The sequence below is a fragment of the Chitinophaga sp. 10T418 genome, assembly GCF_056394125.1.
In genome coordinates this window covers 362,668-385,426 of sequence record NZ_JBFTHG010000006.1, presented here as the reverse complement: position 1 = coordinate 385,426, position 22,759 = coordinate 362,668, and the positions used below count along the sequence as shown (strand labels likewise).

The window sequence follows — 22,759 nt, the reverse complement described above, 5'->3', positions numbered from 1 at the left end:
ATATGAGAGCTAAAAAAATCCTTTGCATTTTCCTGCTTGCCGTAACGGCGCTGGCAGCATGCAGCAAGCTGGATGTAGGTGTGGAATCAAAATATACGCCTTCAAACTTTCCTTCTAATAACAGCTCCTATGCCGCCGCCATCGGCGCCGTATATGCACAGCTGGCCAACACCAAATCAGGCGACGCTACCTACTGGATGAATGGTACCGGATTTAGCTATGGAGTGGACTACTGGATGTTGCAGGAATTTTCTACAGATGAAGCCATCATCCCTGCCCGCGATGGTAACTATGACGATGGGGGTAAATACCGCTTTATGCATCTGCATACCTGGGGTAGCAGCCATCCCTATGTAATCAGTGCCTGGCAGTGGGGATTTGGAGGTATTAATATTGCGAATAACACCATCAACTTAATGAAGGCCTTACCTGCGGGCGCTTATAAAACTTCGTCAGTAGCAGAGCTGAAAGCCATGCGCTCTCTGTTCTATTTCTTTATGATGGACCTGTATGGCAATATCCCGGTGCTGGATACCTTTCCGGTAACTACGCCACCAGCCACCAAACAGCGTAAGGAAGTATTTGCATTTATTGAAAACACGTTGAAATCAGCATTGCCCGATCTCACGACCAAAGTAGATGGAAGCACTTATGGCCGCGCAACCAAATGGTTGGCATTTGCCCTGCTGGAAAAAATGTATCTCAATGCGGAGTACTATACTGGTACACCGCGTTATGCCGACGCAGTAGCAATGGCAGACAGTGTCCTCATCAACGCTCCTTATTCACTCGATGCCGACTATTCTTCCATCTTCAAACCGGATAATGGTCCGCAGATCAAGGAAACGATCTTCGCCATTCCTTACGACGCCAACCTGATTCCAGGTTGCCACTTTACACGTTTCTGCCTGCATCCCTTCCTGAAGGCGCGTTTCGACCTGCCGGATGCATTTGGCCCCAGCGTGGCTTTGAGTACTATACCTGATTTTTATGCCTACTTTAATCAACCTAATGATGTACGCAACGGCACCTGGCTGGCTGGTAAACAGTATAACAAAGACGGCACGCAAAACATCGTACATACCACTACCAAAACCCTGGATGCTTCTTCTACCGGTTCCGATACACCGATCGACTGGTGGGTGGAAATATTCCCCGATCTCACCCTGAAACCCGGTGGTGAAGCGAAACTGGACGTAGGCAACGACCTCAAAGGACAACTGAAAGGTGTACGTTCCATCAAGTACTATCCTGACAAAAACGTAAATACTTCTACCCGCTTCCAGAATACCGATTTACCGGTACTCCGTCTGGCAGATGTGATCATGATGAAGGCAGAAGCCATCCTTCGCGGCGCAACACCAACTGTTGTAAAAGGAGAGCTGCAAACAGCGGACGTGCTGGTGAATAAGATCCGCGCACGTGCCGGCACCACGCCATGGGTGGGTACTACGTTGCCGATGCTCCTGGAAGAACGCGCCCGCGAATTTGCCTGGGAAGCCTGGAGAAGAAATGACCTGATCCGCTTTGGCAAATTTGAAAGTAAGTGGGGCTTTAAGCCAGCTGATAACAATATGTTCCGCCGTATATTCCCTATTCCTGCTATAGAGCTGGCCCTCAATCCTAACCTGGTGCCTAACCCGGGATACTAGGGAGCTTTGGCTTTTAGCTTTTAGTAAATGTAATTTTCGCTACATTTACTAAAAGCTAAAAGCTAACTGCTTAATCCAATCACCCTCGGTACATGCCCGGCATAATCGAGAAAATGCGGCATCATCCAGTTCATAGGTACTTTCATATAACCTGTAGTAGTACCATCACTGCAACCATACCATTCTTCTGAAAGAATATCTTTGTCAATAACTACCTGTATCTTATTCTCTTTGTCCAGCATGATGCCAAAAATAGTGGCAGCGCCTACTGACGTCCCCAGCATGCTTTCCAGCAATGTCACCGGCGCAAATGATAGCCGGGAAATATTCAATACGGCGCTCAGGTCTTTCGTTTTGAAAGGTTTATCCGCCGTAGTGATGAACAGGTAAAAATCAGTTTGCTGGCGGTTACACAGAAACAATGTCTTCACTGTTTTCATATGCAATTGCTCGTTAATCCGGATACAATCTTCCATAGTAATGGCTTCATCGGTATCTACCCGCTCAAAAGGCACGGACAGTTTTTGCAATGTCTGGTAAACCATTTCCTGTAAAGCTGTTTTAAATACAGCCGGAGCAGTGGTTTTCGACTCACTTACATAGATCATCAAAACATACTTTAGTTCATTTCGCGAAAATAAGTAAGGATATTGATTTTTTCCGGGGAGAAGTTTTTAGGGAGATGATAATCTGCTGACTGGTCTGGTAAACTAGCCTCATATTTCGCGTAACGCGATCCAGGTCAACAACCTTTTRGGTAAAAGTAGCGCTCTTTGGAAAGCCTGATAACTGAAGTTTACCTATACCTGCCAGGAATAACGTATAACCTCTGCAAAACTGAAAACAATCCTCACCGGAATCACTTTTGTTGTTTTGGAGATCGGGATAAATATTTATTTTTACCGCTATGGGACAATTAAGAATGGGATTGGGCATCTGTAAGCCCGTTCGAAACACCAATGATTTCTCGCATGTACACGGCCACTTACAGATCGTGATCGATGAGAAGGTGGTACCTGCCATGGGCTATTTTGGAGAGGAAGATGTGTGCCTGAATCACTGGTTCGATGTATTGGGCACGATAATCCGCAACTTCGAATCAGGAAAAGAGACTGAATACACCTATGATGAGGGGGAGCAGGGGCAACCGGCGTTTCAATTTGTGTTGATCAAACCGAATGAGGTAGCCTTTTCCATTGTTGATTCGGTTATCTCAGGTAGCGGCGGCGGCAAAAAATGGCGCAACAAAACCTTTCCACTTTCTGATCTGAAAAAAGGTTATCAGAAAGTTACCGAACAGTTTTTGAAAGAAGTGGCGGCCGAAGCACCGGCACAGTTGCCACAATGGAAGAAGCTTATTGGGAAAGTATAATGCTTTAACAAAAGATATCCGTGAAATAATAACCAGATGCTCATAAATATAAGAATTACGACTGTTTGGATCATGGTCATGATAGCTAGCTTAAACTGTAAATCTCAGGACGGCGAAACGTATTGGAAGCTAAGCACCATCTACAGGGAGGACAAGACCCCCTTTAAAGGATTAACGGTCGACGCCATGCAGGAAATGCTCGATTATAATTTTCATTTTATCAGAAAGGCAGATCGTTTGCATTTTGAATTACCTGCTAAATTCAGCGTAGACCTTTCCGATTTCAACAGTCTTTCTCAGCTCCAGATCAGGAACCATGAATATTACAAAATGTACAGTCAATCTTTTGATGGGGATATTTTTAGAGTGATGTTCAAGGATCTTGCGACGATGACTGAATCCCAAAATACAGTAATGGAATTTACCCGGATGTCGAAAGCAGCATACGAAGATGATATCAATAAGGAAATTGCCCGGCAGAAAGCTGTTGCCGACAAAATAAATGCACTGAAGCAGCAATTGACTTCAAGCCCCCGGATCTTATTGGATCCTTTGGAGAAGTTGCCCCAAAAAAGTCAGGTTATTGAGGATGACAAAGGGGAAAAGATCAACTTACTGATTCCAAAGGATATTGATCTTAAAAAAACCGGACAGATTAAAACTGAGCAGTTTGGAGCTATCAAAATCGGCACATTTGTTAAAAATGCTGTTGTGTATGATATCCGGCATTCCCAAAAGGATTACGGATTAAAGCAACTGGCCATTTGGGTCTCTACAGATCAGGCGGATTTTGACCTGGGCAGTTGGAAAAAGGAGCGCCCAAACCGGTTGATTTTTAAAGATGATAGCAATGGTGTGATAGGGTATGAGCTTGATTATGATGCCGGTAAACAAAAGGCCATCATTCGTTCTGTTTTTTGTCTTAGATATAAGAAAATAGGGCAGGCGCATGTGTTTGTATATGCTGATGTTTACCGGGCGCAATTTGGCGGTAACTACGATCCATTGAAGGAGATGAACGAAATACTGAACTTCAACAATCAGATGTTGGGTAACATCATCATTCAGTAAATATGGTGAATGCTATAGCTAACCTTTGGCGTTGGATGAATCATCATATTCGGTTATGAAGTGCTCTTTCATCATTATGAATGGTCATAAAATTATGATATATCGTAAATTCTAAATCAAAAATATTGTTTTAATTAATTGGTATTCAATTAGTTAAATGATGGCATTTTTGTTGCCTTCATGGCGCAAACTATTTTGATTTATGAAACCATCACCAAATCTCCTATCTCCCGACAACCATGCATTGGTATTAATTGATTTTGAAGGGCAAATGGCTTTTGCCACTAAGAGTATTGCTATCAGTGAACTACGCACCAATACTGCAATTGTTGCCGGCACTTCAAAAATTTTTAAAGTGCCAACGATTGTAACCACAGTAGCGGAGGAAGCTTTTTCCGGGCCTGTCTTTCCCGAAGTTGAAGAATTTTACCCGCAGGCTACATCAGGCTATATTGATCGTACAACCATGAATACCTGGGAAGATGAAGCTGCCTATAAAGCCATTACTGGTACCGGGAAAAAGAAACTGGTACTTGCAGGCTTGTGGACAGGCGTTTGCATTGTTGGCCCCGCATTGTCGGCAATCGAAGAGGGTTACACGGTTTATGTTATTACAGATGCCTGCGGAGACGTAAGTGCGGAAGCACATGAAAGATCTGTACAACGCATGGTGCATGCAGGTATCAAACCAATTACATCTATCCAATACTTGCTGGAATTGCAAAGAGATTGGGCAAGACAGGAAACCTATGCGGCCGTTACTGATCTGATGAAAAAATACGGTGGCTCCTATGGCCTGGGTATTCACTACGCCCACCATATGCTGAAACACTAATTTTTAAAACAACATCACTTGCCAGTTTTGCGGATTTCCTATTTCTCTTATATGCATAATACAGCGATCCTGTTTGTGCTTTTATTGACTTGCCACGCAGGCTACACGCAGTCTTTTAAACTGATGCGATTTGACGAGGACTATACTTATTTACGTGATTCGGCTTCATCTTTTTATCAGCAGCTAAAGTATACATCATTATCACCTAAAAGTGATGCCTACGTTTCTTTTGGTGGATCGGTAAGGTTAGAATATGTTGATTTTAACAATGAAGATTGGGGGCGACTGGGAATCGGTCATAATAATTTCCTCTTACAGCGCTACGATTTGCATGCAGACGTTCACCTGGGTGAAAAAATCAGGTTGTTCACTCAGATTAGAAGTGCCTGGGAAGGTGGCCGCAAAAACGGCCCCAGGCCAATTGATGAAGATCACCTGAACATTCAGAATCTCTTTATTGATGCACAGTTGTATAAAAGTAATGCAAAAAGTCTGGCGATCCGTGTCGGCCGTCAGGAGCTGGACTACGGCAGCGGGCGACTGATCTCTGTGAGGGAAGGGCCTAACCTGCGCCTTTACTTCGATGGCGTTAAACTGATGTATGCAGCGCCAGGTTTTACTGTGGATGCATTGGTGATGATGGCTGATACCGTCAACACAGGAGCATTTGATAATAAAGTCAGTAAACAGGTGAACCTGTGGGGAATTTATGCCAAACGAATTTTTAGGGAAGCAGGCAATCTCGATTTTTATTACCTGGGTATTCGACGTGATGCGGCAGTTTTCGAAGAAGGTACTGCAAATGAGCGAAGACATACAGTGGGCGGCAGGTATTGGAAATACGGTGGTGGCTTCATCTATAATTTCGAAGCGGCGTGGCAGTTTGGAAAATTTGGTAATAGAAATATCGGCGCCTGGACCGCCTCTGCTGATATAGGTTACCTGTTTGAATCTCTCAAAGTCAAACCATCGGTTAACTTACGGAATGACTATATCTCCGGAGACGCTGCCAAAGGAGATGGTAAACTGGGAACCTTCAATCCAATCTATCCCAAAGGTGGATATTTTGGATTCAGTCCGCAAATAGGTCCGGTCAACCTTATTGATATACATCCTTATGCTACCATCAATCCAGCTCCTAAACTATTGCTACAGGCAGATGTGGTTTTCAACTGGCGTTATTCCCTGCAGGATGGCATATACCGGCCCAGCGGCAACTTTAACCTGGCAGGAGCTGCCTCTAAAAAAAGATACATAGGAACCGCTTATCTGGCAAGTGCGGTATACACGGTTAACAAGTTTATATCGCTTAATACCGGCATACAATATTTTAAAACAGGGGGATTTATAGATGACCTAATCAATGATTCAAAGGATGGGGTATTTATTAACACCAGGATAGCCATTAAATTTTAGCAGAAACTATTTATCATGAAAAACTATAAGTACAATCCAGCCCTTCGGGCAATAAAAGTAAGAAATGTGTTGCTATTGCTTGCTATGTTACTCTCCGGAATATCAGGTTATGCGCAGCAAGCAGTGATGGCAGACAGCACGATGAAGGTAACACCAGTTGGTACTGCAAAAGTCTGGGGAAAGATAGATGGGATTACCATTGAAGGCTTGGTACAAGGGCCTTCGGCGGCAGTAGCACCCTTACAGGTGGCTTGTGTCTTCGAATATACCGATGGTGATATATTTAATCCTCCTGCATTGCCTGCAGCGTTGAATGGAATGATTCATCTCGATGAAGCATTGCATGGACGAATTACGGAGCTGCGCAAAACCGGAAAATTTACCGGCCATTCACTGGAAACCATACTGATTACCCCTCCTGAAGGCACATTGAAGGCCCCACGGTTATTATTGATTGGTATGGGGAATCGCAACAATTTCAATCCGGAACTGATGACTGTTGTAGGATCTGTTGCCATGCGCGAAGCAATGAAGTTAGGTGTTACCGGTTTTTCTTTTGCCAGTGATATAAAAGACGCCGGGATCGATTCTCCGACAGCACTGGTAGCTGGCAATGTTACTAAAGGAATTATTGAAGCTTTACGTACCCAGCTATACCTGCAGCACAAAAAATTATCTGCCCCTGTAAAGGTGACAAAGGTAATACTACTAGCCGGCCCGGCATTTTTTGTGACAGCAGGCGAAGGGATAAGAGAAGCCATTGCTTCATTTCATAACTAAATGCATCTTGATGAAAAAAGCAAGTTTAATTCTTTATAATGGAAAGATCCATTCTGTGGACCAGGATAATCCTACTGCTACAGCTGTTGCTATCAGTGACGGGAAATTCATTGCTGTAGGAGATGACGCCACTATCCTGAATGACTTTCAGCAGGAAGATACAGTGTTGATCAACCTCAAAAATAAAAGGGTCATTCCAGGAATAAATGATTCGCACATACATTTAATCCGGGGCGGATTAAATTATAATCTTGAATTAAGATGGGATGGTGTGCCGTCTCTTGCTGATGCCCTTCGTATGCTGAAAGTACAAGTAGCGTTGACACCATCACCACAGTGGGTGAGAGTTGTAGGAGGATGGACGGAATTTCAATTCGCAGAAAAGAGGATGCCAACCCTGGAAGAGATCAATAAGATAGCGCCCGATACACCGGTGTTTATCATGCATCTCTATGACAGGGCGCTGTTAAACGGGGCAGCACTGCGAGCCGTTGGATTTACCAAAGATACACCTGCACCTCCCGGAAGCCAGATTGAAAGAGATGCCGGCGGCAACCCTACCGGGCTCCTGATGGCAGCACCCAACGCCATGATCCTGTATGCTACACTGGCGAAAGGGCCAAAGCTGTCGTATGAACACCAGGTAAATTCCACCCGGCACTTTATGAGGGAGTTAAACCGTTTTGGTATCACCAGCGTAATAGATGCAGGTGGTGGCTTCCAGAATTATCCGGATGATTATAAAGTCATTGCAGACCTCAACAATGACCAGCAACTAACCGTGCGTATCGCCTATAACCTTTTCACACAAAGACCGAAAAGTGAGAAGGAGGATTTTGAAAACTGGACAAATTCAGTGACGCTTCACCAGGGTGACGACATGTACCGGCACAACGGCGCCGGAGAGATGTTGGTGTTTTCTGCCGCCGACTTCGAGGATTTTCTTCAGCCCCGGCCGGAACTGTCTGATACGATGGAAGAAGAACTGGAACAGGTAGTGAAATTACTGGTAGAGAAGCGCTGGCCTTTCCGTTTACATGCCACGTATAACGAAAGCATCACACGGTTTTTAAATGTATTTGAGAAAGTAAACCGTGAGATTCCTTTTAACGGTCTTCCCTGGATATTTGACCACGCGGAAACTATTGATCAACGTAATATTGATCGTGTAAGGGAACTCGGTGGTGGCATTGCGATCCAGAGTCGCATGGCTTTTCAGGGAGAATATTTCTCAGCGCGCTATGGCGCCGTTGCAGCAGCACATACACCACCTGTTCAACAAATGCTTCAGGCAGGGGTGCCTGTGGGCGGAGGAACAGATGCCACCAGGGTTAGCAGTTACAATCCCTGGGTGGCCTTGTACTGGTTAACAGCCGGTAAAACAGCAGGTGGTCTGCAGCTCTACGGAGACGCCAATAAACTGAGCAGGCAAACAGCCCTGGAACTTTATACAAAAGGAAGTGCATGGTTTTCGGGCGAGCAACAAAAAAAAGGGAGCATTAAAGTAGACCAGCTGGCAGATCTTGCCGTATTGGACCGCGATTTTTTTGAGGTGGATGACGAACAGATCAAATCCATAGAATCTATTCTTACCATTGTTGGGGGCAAAGTGGTATATGCCAAAGATGATTTTGCCGTGCATGCTCCGCCATCCATACCTGTTTTGCCTGACTGGTCTCCCATAAAAAATTATCCGGGTTACTACAATGGCGCGTCCATCAGGTCTAAAACAACAGGGGTAGCTGCAATAGCTGTTTCCCGTCAGATACACAGTTGTAAAGGTAGTTGTGATGTTCATGCACATCAACATGACTTCGCCCGCAATAGTCATATCCCGGTTAATAATTACACCGCATTCTGGGGCGCTTTCGGCTGTTCCTGTTTTGCATTTTAACGTTGTTATCATGAATGAAATAATCAAATGGATTCTTTACTCCGATCTGGGCAGCAGCTGGAATAATGCTGCGATGCTGTTGTTCCGTTGCCTGCTGGCACTGGAACTCTTCCGGGTACATGGGATGAAGAAATTCCGTGTTGTGGACGGACAAAGGGAGCAGGTACCGAATCCACTCCATTTACCGCAGGGCATTAACACACTGGTAGCCACCTTTGCAGATACTGTTGTGCCCTTCCTGGTCATGCTCGGCCTTGGTACCAGGGTATTTATCCTGCCTGCCATTGGGGTTACAGCCATCGGGTATTTTGTGGTACACCGCAAAGACAACCTCGAAGTACGTGATGTGCCTTATATGTACACTCTTTCCCTGCTTTTTCTACTGGCACTGGGTGCTGGTACTAATTCATTGGATAATATCCTTTTTTGTCAACTATTTAAATAAAACAAATGATCGCACACATTGGTATTAAGCCGGAAAATCTGGCTAACGTAGCTCATTCACTCGGGAAAATTATGGCGGATGAATTTATTTTATATACTAAAACCCTTAAAGCTCATTGGTGCGTGACAGGGCTTGATTTTCACAGTAAACATGTGTTCTTCGAATCCCAGTATCAACAAATACAGGAAATTGTGGACGGTGTTGCAGAACGGATCAGATCTTTGGGACATTTCCCTCCGGCAACGCTTAAAGAATTTTTACACTTAACCCACCTTACGGAACAGTCGAGAGAAAAAAATGACGCAACAGGATACATCAAGGAATTACTCTCTGACCATGAAAGTATATTAATCCACCTGCGGGAAAATATCGATGGATATGTAACGGCATTCCACGATGCAGGTACAAGTGATTATATCACCGGATTGATGGAAACGCATGAAAAGATGGCGTGGATGCTGAGAGCACACCTTGAATAAATGATGCTGTTTAAAAAAGCTGTTTGCATTAAAAACTAAATGATGACGGAGCAACAACATAATATTAACTGGGTAACATTTCTCCTCGCATGGGTGGCCGGCTTTTGTGATACTGCCACCTACGTATCGGGCGATGCTATTTTTTCAGCACATGTGACCGGCAATTTTATTGTGTTCGCAGCACAGGTCTCCTCCGGGGGGGGGAGTATTGGTACCTGGATCAAACTACTAACTTTCCCGGTTTTTGTACTTGCCGTAATGCTGGGTGGCTGGATGATAGAAAAAACATTTGAGAAATACTCCATACTCCTGGTAGAAGGAGGAATTTTACTGATTTGCGGAATTAACGCCATCCTGTTGCCTATGGTAATCGGAGGGGAGGACAAGGTACTGATTTATGCTATCGTGATGGGTACGGCTGCTGCGATGGGATTGCAAAACGCATTCGGAAAATTATTTGCTAAAGCAACGCACGGACCAACAACAATGATGACCGGGAACGTGACGCAGGCCGCACTGGACCTGGGAAATATGATACGTAAAGGACGCAGTGGAGATGATGTATCATGGACCGATTTCAGACGGCAATTCGTTACTATCGGCGGATTTTTAGTAGGTTGCGTACTGGGAGCTGTTTTGGCTAAATGGATAGGCCTCGGTGCTATCTTGCTGCCGGGAGTGGCCATCGTGATTTGTTATCTACAGGGGGAAGCTGCCCGGCAAAAAGCAGCATAAGCAACATTATGATCAGAAAGATATTTACCTGGATTGGCCTCGGACTGTTAGCAATATTATCTGTAGTACCCGCTGAGGTAAAAGCGCAACACGTGAAAGGGCTTGAAGAAATAGAGTGGTTGATCCAAAACGGTAAAGGAGATACCTCCCACATCGCCGCATTGAAGACAATTGGCGACGCGCTACTGGAAAAGCCAGGATCGCACGACGCCGACATCCGAATGGTGTTTCGCATTGCCGGCGAAATGGAAACTGTAAGCCGTAAGCTGAATTACCCGGTTGGAATTGGCATGAGTAAATTGCTACAAGCAAAGGCCTACCGGGAATCCGGCCATTCACTGGATGGCCGCAGTGCAAGTGAAGAAGCCGTTCAGTTGCTGAATACCAGTAAGACAATCAGGTTGAAAGGAGAAGCGCTGCTGGAGCTTGGAGGATCTTATTCCAATTCGGCGGAAGATCTTCCCATGAAAATCAGGCTATATGAACAGGGCGTGAGTATTTATAAAAGTTTGGGAGATACTCTTTCAGTGGCCAAACTCAACGAGTTTGTGGGAGAGCTATACCTGCTTAACAATCAGTTTCCCAGGGCACTGCAGATTTTGATGGAAAGCCTGTCCGTTTATCAGCAAACCGGCTATCAGAAAACGCAGGGTATCTATTCGGTGCTGGGAGAGGTCCACCACGGCCTCAATAACTTTTCCCAATCTCTTCGTTATAACCTGCTGGCCGTAGAAGCAGGGGAGAAGCTGAAAGATACCGGGCCGCTGATGATCACTGTTTACAACCGTGTTGCGTTAAATTACTTTAGCCTCGAATATTATGATCAGGCCCTTGACTATTTTAATAAAGGACTGGTCGTGGCACAAAATAACCAGGATACTCCCAATATTCAAATGATGCTGACCAATGTGGCTGATGCCTTGCGTAATAAAGGCAGATACCAGGCCAGCCTTGATACAGTGCTGATAGCATCCCGGTACGGGCCTTTTGAAAGCGAGAATGAAAGGATACAGGTACAAATGCTTTACCTGAGAGATTACATTTTATTAAATGACTGGCGGAAAGCCGAAACTGATTTTATAAAGCTGAACAGCATGTACCAGCACCGCAGGCAAAACGATATTGCCAGCCAGGTTTTGCGACTGAGCCTTATTCACTACCTGCAGGTGGTCGGGCGCTTTACTGAAACGATTCCCTATCTTAAAAGCTATGCACAATACAAAGATAGTTTGCCACTATCCAAGATTCGCAGAGCGGATGGCGAATACCTGTCCTTTAGAACGGATTCGGCGCTGGGAAATTTCCCGATGGCCATGGCTCACTATATACAATATAAAGCGCTTTCAGACTCTTTAACCAGTACCACACTGGCCAGGCAAATGGCGGTGCTGCAATTGCAATTCGAAACGGAACGAAAGGATAAAAATATAGAATTGCTTACCCAGAAAAGTAAGTTGCAGGAGGTATCCCTGCGGAATGAAAAGTTTTTCAGAAATGTTTTCATTGCAGGGGTGGGGATGTTGGTGCTCTTATCTGCATTGATGTATAACCGTTACCGGATAAAGCAACTTTCTAACCTGGAACTGGAATGTAAACAAAGGGAAATCAACAAGCAGAATGAAGTGTTGAAGAAAGTGGTGGAAGAAAAGGAATGGTTACTGAAAGAAGTACATCACCGGGTAAAAAATAACCTGCAGATCGTTATCAGTTTGCTGAATACACAATCCGAATATCTCAACAACGCTGATGCCATTGCTGCAATACGTAACAGCCAGCACCGGATGTATGCGATGTCCCTTATTCATCAGCGGCTTTACCAGGTAGAAAATCTCGGGACGATCGATATGAAATGGTATATTAGTGAGTTGATTGGTTATATGAAGGAATCGTTTGAAAGTACCGATAGAATTTCTTTTGTGACGCAGATCGACCAGGTGGCACTTGATGTAATTCAGGCCGTACCCATTGGATTGATCATTAATGAGGCAGTGAGCAATTCTATAAAATATGCGTTTCCAACTGCGCACAAAGGTACTATATCGGTTTCCTTGAAAAAGACCGCTGATGATAATTGTCTGCTACTGATTTCAGACGATGGCATTGGTTTCCTGGAGGAAGTAGATACACAGGAAGGCCAGTCGCTCGGCATGAGTCTTATGCATGGACTTTCCTCTCAGCTGGATGGCAACTTTAATATATCCGCTGTCATTGGTGCAGGGGTGAAAATMAGGTTGTCCTTCCCATACAACGTCTTTAATCCAAAAACAGTTAAAACATCGGAAGGATGATGTTAAAAGAAAAAATATTGATCGTTGAAGATGAGTTCATCGTTGCCAATGATTTGCGTATAATGCTGGTAAAAGCCGGTTATACTGTGTGTGGTATTGCTGCCTCCGTAGAGCAGGCCCGTGAGCTCATTATACAAAAGAACCCTGATTGGGTATTGCTCGACATTATATTGAAAACGCCGGTGTCAGGTATAGAATTGGCCAAAGAACTGTCGCTGCAAAAGAAACCATTTTTATATATTTCTGCCAATACCAATCAATCCACGTTAGAAGCGGCAAAAACTACGCAGCCTTATGGCTTCCTGGTGAAACCTTTCCGTGAACGTGATCTCCTGGTGATGCTGGATATTGCCCGGTACCGCTATGGAGTGGAAACAGGGGCCGCTGAAAATCTCCTTGCAGATGTAAGTGCGAATGAAGATGGCTTTGACGAAATTATTGGCAGCAGCCCGGTATTGAAAAAAGTCCAGGAAAAGATCCGTGCCGTTGCCGGCAGTAACAGCTCGGTGTTGCTGCTGGGAGAAAGCGGCACCGGTAAAGAAAAGTTTGCACAGGCAATACATAAGTTTTCCAACCGGAAAAATAAACCACTTGTCACCGTCAATTGCGCGGCACTGCCCTTATCTATTTTGGAATCAGAATTATTTGGTCATGAACGGGGCGCTTTTACCGGTGCCAATCAGAAAAGGGCAGGCAAGTTTGAGCTGGCTGCCGGAGGAACTATTTTTCTGGATGAAATTGGTGAATTGCCACTGGAGGCGCAGGTGAAACTATTGCGTGTATTACAGGAAAAAGAAATTGAACGCCTGGGTGGTGGGCAGCTTGTTCCTGTAGATATCCGCGTCATCACTGCTACCAACCGTAACTTAGAAAAAGAAGTAGCCGAAGGAAGGTTCCGGCTGGACTTATATTACAGGCTGAATGTTTTTCCTATTGAGTTGCCACCTTTACGTGAAAGAAAAGAAGACATTGCTCCACTGGTGGCTTATTTTCTAAAAAAGTTTTCCCAGGCATTGAGGAAACCGGTTCCTCCTATCAGCGATGAAGCGATGCAATCGCTGTTGGAGTATCGCTGGCCAGGTAATATCCGGGAGCTGGAGCATACCATAGAACGACAGGTGATCATGGCTGGTAGTAGCGGAATTACTGATTTTGATCTGCCGGTACATCTGGACAAAATGGGCACTGCTGATTCATTTGAAACCATGGAACAGATGGAGAGAACCCATATCATGAGGGCGTTGAAATTGTGCAAAGGGAGGGTGGCCGGCAGTGGTGGTGCTGCCGAAATGTTGGGGCTACCCGCGCAGACGCTTTATTCCAGGATCAAAAAACTGGGAATTGTATCTGGTTATAAATAAAATCCGGTTATTGTTGTCCAGTGGGAAGTGGTATCAGGCTTCCATATCCTCTTTGCGGGCAACAAAATGTTCTTTCGTAATTCCAAGCTTTTGCATTTTAGACGTGAGGGTGGTGGGTGGCATTTTCAATTTTGCTGCGGCGCCGTTAGGCCCGGAAACCCGCCCCCTGCATATTTTAAGCACCTTCAGAATATATTCCCGTTCAATTTCTTCCAGTGGGCGAATCTGGAAAGCTTTGTCGTTTATGCTCCCGGCTATTCCGATTTGTTCCGGAAGCTGAACCATTTTAATGATGTTCTTATTGGTCAGCAAAACTGCTCGTTCAATGAGATGTTCCAGCTCACGGATATTACCAGGCCAGGAATACGACATTAACTTTGTCATGGCCTTCTGCGAAATACCTGTTATTTTTTTACCAGAATTCCTGGCAAACTTTTCAATAAAATAAGACGTCAGCGCCGGAATATCATCTTTACGTTTCCGTAAGGGTGGTAAGGTGATAGGGAATACATTGAGCCGGTAGTATAAATCACTCCTGAAGCGGCCCTGCGACACCTCTTTTTCCAGGTTTCTGTTGGTGGCAGCTATGATCCTGACATTTACTTTGATCGTATTTTTGCCACCTACCCGCTCGATTTCTTTTTCCTGCAACACCCTTAGCAATTTCACCTGGAGTTCAAGTGGCAGTTCTCCGATTTCATCCAGGAACAACGTACTGTTATTGGCCAATTCAAACTTGCCGAGGCGGCGGTCTGATGCCCCGGTAAAGCTTCCTTTCTCATGCCCAAACAATTCACTTTCGATGAGATTTGCGGGAAGGGCAGCACAATTCACCTTGATCATTAGCTTTCCCCGACGGGAGGAGGCTTCATGTATTGCGCGGGCTACTAATTCTTTACCAGTGCCGGTTTCGCCAAGCAAAAGTACGGTTGCTTCTGAAGAGGCAACCTGGGAAATCAGGTGAAACGTTTTTTGTATTTCGGGTGAACGGCCAATGAAACCTGAAAACCGGTTGCCTGATTGCTGTTCCTCCAGCAGATAAGCTTTTTCGTCTTCCAGCTTTTGTTTGTACTGATTTATTTCTTCGATTTGTTGTTCTATTTTTTCATTTGCCAATATATTGCAGATACCTGTTCCCAAAAGATCTGCAATACCAGATAACAGGCTGATTTTTTCGACTGGGGATCCACTTGTTTTGTTTGTATAGAGATATAGTACTCCCTTGGCTTCATTGCCATTTGTTATTTTGGCCGCCATCATTTCCTTTACGCCGAGTTTGAACCAATAGTTAACATAAGGAGCAATGCCTTCCTGCCGGATGAGCTGTTCGAGTGGGAAAACCATCGGTTGAGCCGCCGAAAGGGCGATGTTAAAAATGCCATCGTTGACCGGTAGTGGTGAGTGCGCAAAAGGGCTATCTGCCTGTTGCTCCATCAGGTTTTCGTCCTTGCTGTGTAAAAAAGGATAGTGGGTATCCGCAGGCTCATCTAATAAACACAAAGTATAGTATTGACTGCCAAACAAATCAAGTATGTCGTTATTGATGATGTTCCAGAGATCCGCACGATTCCGTGCGGCAGCAATCCTGCCTGCCACACAGAGTAGAATTGCCTGTTMATTTTCTTTTTGATTGAGTTGACTTTTAAATATCGCGTTTTTTTCGGTGTCGGTATGTTGGCTTTGAGAGGTACCGGTTAGCAAGGCATGGTCATTTTTTTTCATGTCCAAAATTACAAAATTTAGGAGAGCCCGGCAAAATAACCGGTATCATAATTTAACGGTATATCGTAATTCAGTAGTAAGGGTGAAATGTTGTAAGGTTTTGATTTTTAATTATTTATAAAAGGGCATGTGGTTTGGATACTTCCCGCAAATTAAAATAAAAACTATGAACACAAAAGTAACAACGCAAGACGTACCGCCGGTGGCCAGTGATCCTTTCATTTCAAAAGACACGAAAGCTTTTTTAGCCATTTTAAATCAACCAGGAGGAGCGGGGCTTGAAACACTTCCTGTAAAAGATGCACGTGAAGTACTGGTGAATGCACAAGCTTCCGTAAATGTTGATTATTCAGGCATTGAGGAAAGTGAAAAAATAATTAGCGCCGATGGTTTTTCTATCAAATTAAACATCGTAAAACCACTGGGCAGTCAGGACATCCTTCCTGTTTTTATTTTCATACATGGTGGCGGATGGGTACTGGGCGATTATCCCACCCATAAGAGAATGGTAAGAGACCTGGTGGTATTATCCGGAGCAGCAGGTGTTTTTGTTAATTATACGCCATCGCCGGAAGCGCGTTATCCACAGGCCGTCAATGAAATTTATGCCGCTACGAAATGGGTGGCTGAGCATGGGGCTGAAATTGGGGTGGATGGCAGCCGTCTTGCTGTTGTTGGCAATAGTGTGGGCGGCAATATGACAGCTGTTACTGCTATCAAAGCGAAAGAAAACAACGGACCGGCTATCCGCCTGCAGGTGATGTTCTGGCCGATCGTAGATGCCAATTTTGAACATGATTCTTATAAACGATTTGGTAAGGATCGCTTTTTAACTACGCCTTTGATGAAATGGATGTATGATCAATACACCACAGATCCATTACAGCGGGAGGAAGTATATGCATCTCCTATTAATGCAACCATCGAACAGTTGAAAGGACTACCACCAGCCTTAATTCAGGTGGCAGAAGCAGATATACTCCGCGATGGAGGTTTGGCATATGGCCGTAAACTTGACGAAGCAGGTGTAGCCGTAACGACTGTGCTGTACACCGGAACGATCCATGATTTTGGTCTGCTGAATGCATTGGCAGAAACTCCCCAAACCAAATCACTTTTTATCCAGGCTGCTGCTGAGTTGAGAAAATATCTGAAATAACAGATTTCGCAGGTCTCTCATTCATTTCATTTTAATTATACCGGGTAAAATCTAACCAATGAGTTCAACTTCCATAAAAAATATCGTTATTGTTCATGGCGCTTTCGCTGATGCTTCCGGCTGGGAAGCAGCTTACCATATGCTGAAATCAAAGGGATATAGCGTCACACTGGTGCAAAACCCTACTTCTACATTAGCAGATGATGTGCAGGCAACCAATATTGCATTGGACAAGCAGGATGGACCAACTGTGCTTGTTGGTCATTCCTGGGGAGGTACCGTCATCACCCAGGCGGGTAACCACAGTAAGGTGGCAAGTCTGGTTTATGTAGCAGCTTTTGTTCCTGATGTGAATGAATCCACACTGGATCTCGTTCAATCTGCTCCCATCCTGGAAGTAAATGGTATTCTTCCTCCGGATGACAAAGGGAGGGTATACCTGGATAAGGGTAAATTTAACCAGACATTCGCCACTGGACAAAGTATTGAAAAATCCAATTTCATGTTTGATTCGCAAATCCCTCTAACCGTCACAGCTTTCACAGACAAAGTGACGATTGCTGCATGGAAAAACAAACCTTCTTATGCCATTCTTGCTACTGACGATGGGACTATTAACCCGAGTCTGGAAAGAAGTATGTATAACAGAGCGGGTTGTAAGATTTCGGAGATGAAAGGTGGTCACACTTTATTCATGACACATCCCGCAGAAATTGTTGACGTCATTATAGCTGCTGCTATGCTCAGGTAGTCAGGCGAAAAGTTTTTTTAATCAATCAAATAAAACAATGAAACAAATTTTATCAGGATTTACCATCCTCATTCTTTCGCTGATAGTAACGGTTAGTACCGGTCAAAATAATCCTGCAGTAAAAGGTAAAGCCAAAACGGTGGCCAGGGCCGAATACATCGAAGTGGAACCTAATGTAAGATTGCATGTTACTGATCTTGGAGAAGGAATACCTGTTGTGCTCATTCACGGATATCCCTTAAGTGATGCCTGCTGGGAATATCAGTATCATGCCCTTTTGAAAGAAGGCTACCGGGTGATTGGTATTACCCTGCGGGGATTCGGGTTGTCCGATAAACCTTATGGTAAGTACAACTACGACCAATTTGCAACAGATATCAAAGCCGTACTTGACAAACTTGGTATTAAAGACGCCATACTCGGTGGCCATTCTATGGGCGGGGCAATAGCACTCCATTATGTAGCCAAATTTGATGCGGCGCATGTTAAAAAACTGGTGTTGTTTGATGCGGCCGCTCCTTGTCACACGAAGAAACCCGACTATCCTTATCCTCTTTTCACCAAAGACCAGATTTCCAGTTGGATTGAATTACATAATAATAATCGTCCGGCACTATTTGATGCAGTGGCAGCAAAATTCACATTGTCTCCGAATTCGCTGACACCGGGTCTGGGTAACTGGCTGGGTGGAATTGAAGCACAATCGTCTCCATATGCTACTGAGCAGGCATTGATCGCACTAAGGGACGAAGATCTGAGGTCAGATTTACCGAAGATTAAAGTACCAACACTTATCTTACATGCCAGGCAAGATAGTATTGTTTCATATGCCTTGGCCGAACAGATGAAAGCTGGTATAAAAAATGCTACATTAGTGCCTTTTGAGAAAAGCGGTCATGCTGCTTTCGTGGAAGAAAAGGATAAGACCAATGCTGAGTTGATTAAGTTTATTAAACAATAGCAGATGTAAAGTGTGCTTGTGCTCTTTATAGTTAAAAGGTAAAAAGTTCGATATTTATATTATACGGGTCACCGGAGAGTTTCAAAGCCTGCGCTAGTCGCGGGCTTTTCTTTTGCGCTATAATGATTCTTTTGGGCGATAGCGTTTACCGGGCTTTCTAAAAACAGAACTATGTATGATGGATTTCTTCAAAACCTCCGCTTGGAGTGATTTTTGTCTGAACGCTAAAATCGCATAAATCACTGGTGGTATGGTAATTTTCATTTTTACCATTTCCTGCACCCAGGGCCTGAATGCAGAGGGAGTTTCAACATATACAACTACCCGTTGTTAAATAACAACCATAAATAGTGTAATTACAACTACTAAGTTCTGCGTTTTTATTGATTTTGGATTTGACCTGAATATCTTTGAAGCGTCGAAAAAATAAAAACATACTGTATGGATACTAAGGTAATTGGTGGCAAAATTGCCCAGGCGCGAAAGTCGCTGAATATGTCTCAAGCGAAACTTGCTCAACATTTATTTATCAGCCCCCAGGCAGTAGGAAAATGGGAACGTGGGGAATCAATGCCGGATATCACTACTTTTAACCGTCTAGCGGAGATCCTGGGTGTTGACCTTAACCATTTTTCAGAAGGCATACAGCCTGTAGCCAATCAAGTGTCGCCTAATGAATCCCTGGTTAAGCACCCGATCCAGGAAGTCGGCAATGTGTCAGGTTCTCCGGAGCGTCAGGTGAGGATAGACCTTACTGCCGTCAATTTGCAGGAGAGTGACTTTGCCGGCGTTATCTTACACAAAGGAAAATTCAAAGCGAGTCCATTGTGTGGCGCCAATTTTGCCGGCGCCGATTTGACCGGTAGCTCATTTGAGATCATCGATGCGAGCGAAGCCAGTTTTGATGGCGCAAATCTGACAGACTGCCACTTTTCTGTCGCAGACCTTACAAATGCAAGCTTCCGTAAATCCATCCTTGTACGCACTACCCTGAGCATGTCTGGACAAGGTGCGAAGTTCACAGAGGTAAATCTCATCGATGTCAAGTTTAGCAAGTCGGACCTTAGAAAAGCAGTCTTTGAGAACTGTATCTTTAACAACGTTGATTTCAATAATTGCGACCTTCGAGGGTTTGGTTTTGACGGGCAGACTTTCATCGGTGTCAGGTTTAACAAGTGTTCGCTGAACGATGTTTCGTTTAGGGGAGCGACACTCAGCAATGTGTCATTCACACTACTTTTTTCCGTAACAAACAAGTCATACCTTGCTATGAAAACCATCTGCTTTGATGGGGCCACAATGGATAAGCTGACTTATGCTGCACTTAAAGGACTAGGGGTTATGGAGCTGTCAAAGGTGACAGTTATTTAAAAAAACAGCTAGATCCAGGTGACGGGAGGGTAAAAGTTATCTGCTCTCATGGCGGATTTAACAGTCACTTTGAATACAGTAATAAACATGATTACTATCTGATTCCTGCAGGGAAACCTTTTATACGCCAAAACGCTTGAAAACCTTTGTGCTGAGAGAATATTTTTCTTTGCCTTTTTTTGCCAGCAACAAATGTTTATCGGTTGCATTTTGTGGCTGTAATAATGCAATAGCCTTTGCGCTGCAGTAGTCTGTATAATTTTCAGTATACCAGTAACAGTTAAACCTTTCAGAGGGTGGCTGCTGTATTGTAGCAATGAGTGGTTGTAGTTTAAGGACCATTTTCCCACGCTACAAACTTAGCTAGTTATGAAAATCTATCCTCTGATTACCACTGTATTACTATGCCTGTTATGCTGGTCGCGTACTCAGGCCAGCTGCAAGCCAGCAAATCCAACGAGCGCACTGCCTGCCGCCGACACTTCCCTTTCCTCACTGATCAGCAGTGCGGAATGGGATGTACTGTTTCCTCACCGTTTTAATCCGGACGACCGCACCGGCGCCGGGACGTTGCCCACGAGCCCTGCTAAGGATTTCTATTCGTATAGCAACTTCGTGGAAGCGGTACGGCGCATGTCCAATATTAAAGTGCTGCTGGAAAGACGCTGTGGAACTGATTATTACCGGATCACCCGTACTGATAAAACCACAGGTGTTACCACGGTGATCAGGACCGATCCCGGTTTCAATGATCCTACCTGGAATGGGCTTGCCATTATTACACAGGTGCTGGACTACGGCACATTTGCCGGAGAAGGCGATGTCAATGCCCGGAAAAGGGAGCTGGTAGCCTTCCTGGCCAATATATCCCAGGAAACAACCGGAGGCTGGCCCACAGCCCCGGGCGGTCAATACGCCTGGGGGTTGTATTTCCGCGAAGAACAGGGTTACGAAGGAACCAGCAACATCGGTTACCGGGATGAAACCAATACCATATATCCTCCGGCACCGGGAAAATCGTATCACGGCAGGGGCCCTATTCAGCTCAGCTACAACTATAACTATGGGCAGGCCAGTGAGCTGATATTCGGCGACAAAAACGTATTGCTGGCCAACCCGGAAAAAGTAATACAGGATGGCATTATAGCCTTCGAAACCGGTATCTGGTTCTGGATGGCTCCTCAGTATCCCAAACCCTCATGCCATGATGTAATGATTCCGGGGAAATGGACACCCACACCAGCCCAACAGGCTGCCGGCATCAAGCCAGGATTTGGTGCTACTATCAATATCATTAATGGTGGTATCGAATGCGGCAGCGGACAGGAAAACACCAAAGCGCTGAGCCGCATTGCACACTACCAGCGCTATGCTACCGTTAAGCAGGTAAGCCTGGAACTTAATGGTGGTAATAATACTGTCAACTGCGGATGCGCCAACATGTCCAGATTCACCGTCGACAACGGAGAATGTGCCAGCCTTACATCCATCCGTTTCCTGCAACCCGCCAATGGCATCCTTTCCACTACATCATTGGGTTCGGTTACCCTGGCCGTTACCAAAAATGATCCCCGCCATGAGATCAGTAAAATCCAGATCACTGTAAATAACCAGCTTTTCAATGATTCTGTTATACAATGGACACCACCAGCATACAGTAAATATACTGCTACGGCCAGGGGCATACGAAATGGACTGGATACAGTGACCACTACTGTAAGTTTTGCCGTATGGAACAGTATTACGTTTGAAGGTTGCGTCAATCTCCCGCAGTGGCAAGCCTCCCAGAACTACACCACGGCAGGAAATATTGTGCTTTACAACAACAATATTTACCGTAATAAGTGGTGGGCGGGCAGTGCCAGCGTGCCAGGCAGCAGCGATACATGGGAACTGCTGGGCGCCTGTACCAATGGTCCACGGACGGATACCGGCTGTGGTGGTGTTGCCGAATGGATACCATCTAAAGCCTATTCTGCCGGCAACCAGGCCGCTTATAAAAGCAAAATCTATAAGGCTAACTGGTGGACTCAAAACAACCAACCCGACCAGAACAGTGGAGCTGGACAGCCATGGGCATACGTACGGGATTGTGGCAGCACCGCAGCAACGAGTCAAATAGTCAACAATGCAACGGTTTTCCCCAATCCTGTTGTCGGTAATGTGCTGAATGTAAAATTCACCACACCGTCAGGAGGGAAGTACTATCTGTCAATTCTCCATAGCACTACATTGCAGCTGATGCAACAGGTGAACTATGCAGCTTCTCATGATGGCTCCCATACGGTACAGCTGGATGTAAGCCGTCTTCCGGCCGGCTCCTGGATACTTCAGATCAGTGGTGATGGCAGCAACAGGAATAGTGCTGTTATCTTTATAAAAAATTAAACGGGACAAAGCCTGTTAACAGCCCTGCATTCAGCAAACCCTCCCGGGTTCACGCCGAGTGCAGGGCTTTCGGGTAAAT

The 22,759-nt window shown here is 44.9% G+C and carries 19 protein-coding genes; 17 read left to right on the top strand and 2 right to left on the bottom strand.

Annotated features, from left to right (window positions below; all coding sequences use genetic code 11):
• Positions 1–2: 2 nt before the first annotated feature.
• On the top strand, positions 3–1,652 hold the full coding sequence (locus AC1DCV_RS19725; protein WP_477024763.1) for a RagB/SusD family nutrient uptake outer membrane protein: 1,650 nt from the start codon (positions 3–5) through the stop codon (positions 1,650–1,652).
• A gap of 62 nt (positions 1,653–1,714) precedes the next feature.
• Here the strand turns inward: AC1DCV_RS19725 and AC1DCV_RS19720 are convergent, their stop codons facing one another.
• On the bottom strand, positions 1,715–2,260 hold the full coding sequence (locus AC1DCV_RS19720; protein WP_477024762.1) for a prolyl-tRNA synthetase associated domain-containing protein: 546 nt from the start codon (positions 2,258–2,260) through the stop codon (positions 1,715–1,717).
• Between the two features lie 299 nt (positions 2,261–2,559).
• Here AC1DCV_RS19720 and AC1DCV_RS19715 point away from each other — a divergent pair, with 299 nt between their 5' ends.
• The 11 genes from AC1DCV_RS19715 (at position 2,560) to AC1DCV_RS19665 (ending at position 14,328) form a co-directional block, all read left to right on the top strand.
• Positions 2,560–3,024, top strand: a complete 465-nt coding sequence (locus tag AC1DCV_RS19715) for a hypothetical protein (RefSeq protein WP_477024761.1) — start codon at positions 2,560–2,562, stop codon at positions 3,022–3,024.
• A 36-nt stretch (positions 3,025–3,060) separates the two neighbouring features.
• The gene (locus AC1DCV_RS19710) at positions 3,061–4,095 is read left to right on the top strand and encodes a hypothetical protein (protein ID WP_477024760.1); all 1,035 of its coding nucleotides are present in this window, start codon (positions 3,061–3,063) and stop codon (positions 4,093–4,095) included.
• A 202-nt stretch (positions 4,096–4,297) separates the two neighbouring features.
• Positions 4,298–4,930, top strand: coding sequence for a hydrolase (locus AC1DCV_RS19705; protein WP_477024759.1), 633 nt, complete (start codon positions 4,298–4,300; stop codon positions 4,928–4,930).
• Between the two features lie 51 nt (positions 4,931–4,981).
• Entirely contained in the window at positions 4,982–6,346 is a 1,365-nt protein-coding gene (locus AC1DCV_RS19700) for an alginate export family protein (protein WP_477024758.1), read from the top strand.
• Positions 6,347–6,361: 15 nt separating this feature from the next.
• Complete coding sequence (locus AC1DCV_RS19695; protein ID WP_477024757.1) at positions 6,362–7,126, top strand: M17 family peptidase N-terminal domain-containing protein; 765 nt, start codon at positions 6,362–6,364, stop codon at positions 7,124–7,126.
• A 10-nt stretch (positions 7,127–7,136) separates the two neighbouring features.
• On the top strand, positions 7,137–9,020 hold the full coding sequence (locus tag AC1DCV_RS19690; protein ID WP_477024756.1) for an amidohydrolase: 1,884 nt from the start codon (positions 7,137–7,139) through the stop codon (positions 9,018–9,020).
• 10 nt (positions 9,021–9,030) lie between these two features.
• On the top strand, positions 9,031–9,465 hold the full coding sequence (locus AC1DCV_RS19685) for a DoxX family protein (RefSeq protein WP_477024755.1): 435 nt from the start codon (positions 9,031–9,033) through the stop codon (positions 9,463–9,465).
• 5 nt (positions 9,466–9,470) lie between these two features.
• The gene (locus AC1DCV_RS19680) at positions 9,471–9,944 is read left to right on the top strand and encodes a Dps family protein (RefSeq protein WP_477024754.1); all 474 of its coding nucleotides are present in this window, start codon (positions 9,471–9,473) and stop codon (positions 9,942–9,944) included.
• 42 nt (positions 9,945–9,986) lie between these two features.
• The gene (locus AC1DCV_RS19675) at positions 9,987–10,679 is read left to right on the top strand and encodes a YoaK family protein (protein WP_477024753.1); all 693 of its coding nucleotides are present in this window, start codon (positions 9,987–9,989) and stop codon (positions 10,677–10,679) included.
• An 8-nt stretch (positions 10,680–10,687) separates the two neighbouring features.
• On the top strand, positions 10,688–12,967 hold the full coding sequence (locus tag AC1DCV_RS19670; protein ID WP_477024752.1) for a tetratricopeptide repeat-containing sensor histidine kinase: 2,280 nt from the start codon (positions 10,688–10,690) through the stop codon (positions 12,965–12,967).
• Entirely contained in the window at positions 12,964–14,328 is a 1,365-nt protein-coding gene (locus tag AC1DCV_RS19665) for a sigma-54-dependent transcriptional regulator (RefSeq protein WP_477024751.1), read from the top strand. Before AC1DCV_RS19670 ends, AC1DCV_RS19665 begins: the two co-directional genes overlap by 4 nt.
• 33 nt (positions 14,329–14,361) lie before the next feature.
• Here AC1DCV_RS19665 and AC1DCV_RS19660 read toward each other — a convergent pair whose 3' ends face one another.
• Entirely contained in the window at positions 14,362–16,050 is a 1,689-nt protein-coding gene (locus tag AC1DCV_RS19660; protein ID WP_477024750.1) for a sigma-54-dependent Fis family transcriptional regulator, read from the bottom strand.
• A gap of 166 nt (positions 16,051–16,216) precedes the next feature.
• Here AC1DCV_RS19660 and AC1DCV_RS19655 point away from each other — a divergent pair, with 166 nt between their 5' ends.
• The 5 genes from AC1DCV_RS19655 (at position 16,217) to AC1DCV_RS19635 (ending at position 22,680) form a co-directional block, all read left to right on the top strand.
• On the top strand, positions 16,217–17,209 hold the full coding sequence (locus tag AC1DCV_RS19655; RefSeq protein WP_477024749.1) for an alpha/beta hydrolase: 993 nt from the start codon (positions 16,217–16,219) through the stop codon (positions 17,207–17,209).
• 58 nt (positions 17,210–17,267) lie between these two features.
• On the top strand, positions 17,268–17,960 hold the full coding sequence (locus tag AC1DCV_RS19650) for an alpha/beta hydrolase (RefSeq protein ID WP_477024748.1): 693 nt from the start codon (positions 17,268–17,270) through the stop codon (positions 17,958–17,960).
• Between the two features lie 37 nt (positions 17,961–17,997).
• Complete coding sequence (locus AC1DCV_RS19645; protein ID WP_477024747.1) at positions 17,998–18,921, top strand: alpha/beta fold hydrolase; 924 nt, start codon at positions 17,998–18,000, stop codon at positions 18,919–18,921.
• 441 nt (positions 18,922–19,362) lie between these two features.
• Positions 19,363–20,292 (top strand): pentapeptide repeat-containing protein, encoded by a 930-nt coding sequence (locus AC1DCV_RS19640; protein WP_477024746.1) that lies wholly within the window; start codon positions 19,363–19,365, stop codon positions 20,290–20,292.
• A gap of 369 nt (positions 20,293–20,661) precedes the next feature.
• Positions 20,662–22,680 carry a glycoside hydrolase family 19 protein gene (locus AC1DCV_RS19635; RefSeq protein WP_477024745.1) on the top strand — a complete coding sequence of 673 codons (2,019 nt, stop codon included), beginning with the start codon at positions 20,662–20,664 and terminating at the stop codon, positions 22,678–22,680.
• The last annotated feature ends 79 nt before the right edge of the window (positions 22,681–22,759 follow it).

Excerpts from the sequence above, each read along its gene's own strand:
- AC1DCV_RS19725 (WP_477024763.1), top strand. The coding sequence starts at position 3 with ATGAGAGCTAAAAAAATCCTTTGCATTTTCCTGCTTGCCGTAACGGCG.
- AC1DCV_RS19720 (WP_477024762.1), bottom strand. The coding sequence starts at position 2,260 with ATGATCTATGTAAGTGAGTCGAAAACCACTGCTCCGGCTGTATTTAAA.
- AC1DCV_RS19715 (WP_477024761.1), top strand. The coding sequence starts at position 2,560 with ATGGGACAATTAAGAATGGGATTGGGCATCTGTAAGCCCGTTCGAAAC.
- AC1DCV_RS19710 (WP_477024760.1), top strand. The coding sequence starts at position 3,061 with ATGCTCATAAATATAAGAATTACGACTGTTTGGATCATGGTCATGATA.
- AC1DCV_RS19705 (WP_477024759.1), top strand. The coding sequence starts at position 4,298 with ATGAAACCATCACCAAATCTCCTATCTCCCGACAACCATGCATTGGTA.
- AC1DCV_RS19700 (WP_477024758.1), top strand. The coding sequence starts at position 4,982 with ATGCATAATACAGCGATCCTGTTTGTGCTTTTATTGACTTGCCACGCA.
- AC1DCV_RS19695 (WP_477024757.1), top strand. The coding sequence starts at position 6,362 with ATGAAAAACTATAAGTACAATCCAGCCCTTCGGGCAATAAAAGTAAGA.
- AC1DCV_RS19690 (WP_477024756.1), top strand. The coding sequence starts at position 7,137 with ATGAAAAAAGCAAGTTTAATTCTTTATAATGGAAAGATCCATTCTGTG.
- AC1DCV_RS19685 (WP_477024755.1), top strand. The coding sequence starts at position 9,031 with ATGAATGAAATAATCAAATGGATTCTTTACTCCGATCTGGGCAGCAGC.
- AC1DCV_RS19680 (WP_477024754.1), top strand. The coding sequence starts at position 9,471 with ATGATCGCACACATTGGTATTAAGCCGGAAAATCTGGCTAACGTAGCT.
- AC1DCV_RS19675 (WP_477024753.1), top strand. The coding sequence starts at position 9,987 with ATGACGGAGCAACAACATAATATTAACTGGGTAACATTTCTCCTCGCA.
- AC1DCV_RS19665 (WP_477024751.1), top strand. The coding sequence starts at position 12,964 with ATGATGTTAAAAGAAAAAATATTGATCGTTGAAGATGAGTTCATCGTT.
- AC1DCV_RS19655 (WP_477024749.1), top strand. The coding sequence starts at position 16,217 with ATGAACACAAAAGTAACAACGCAAGACGTACCGCCGGTGGCCAGTGAT.
- AC1DCV_RS19650 (WP_477024748.1), top strand. The coding sequence starts at position 17,268 with ATGAGTTCAACTTCCATAAAAAATATCGTTATTGTTCATGGCGCTTTC.
- AC1DCV_RS19645 (WP_477024747.1), top strand. The coding sequence starts at position 17,998 with ATGAAACAAATTTTATCAGGATTTACCATCCTCATTCTTTCGCTGATA.
- AC1DCV_RS19640 (WP_477024746.1), top strand. The coding sequence starts at position 19,363 with ATGGATACTAAGGTAATTGGTGGCAAAATTGCCCAGGCGCGAAAGTCG.
- AC1DCV_RS19635 (WP_477024745.1), top strand. The coding sequence starts at position 20,662 with ATGAAAATCTATCCTCTGATTACCACTGTATTACTATGCCTGTTATGC.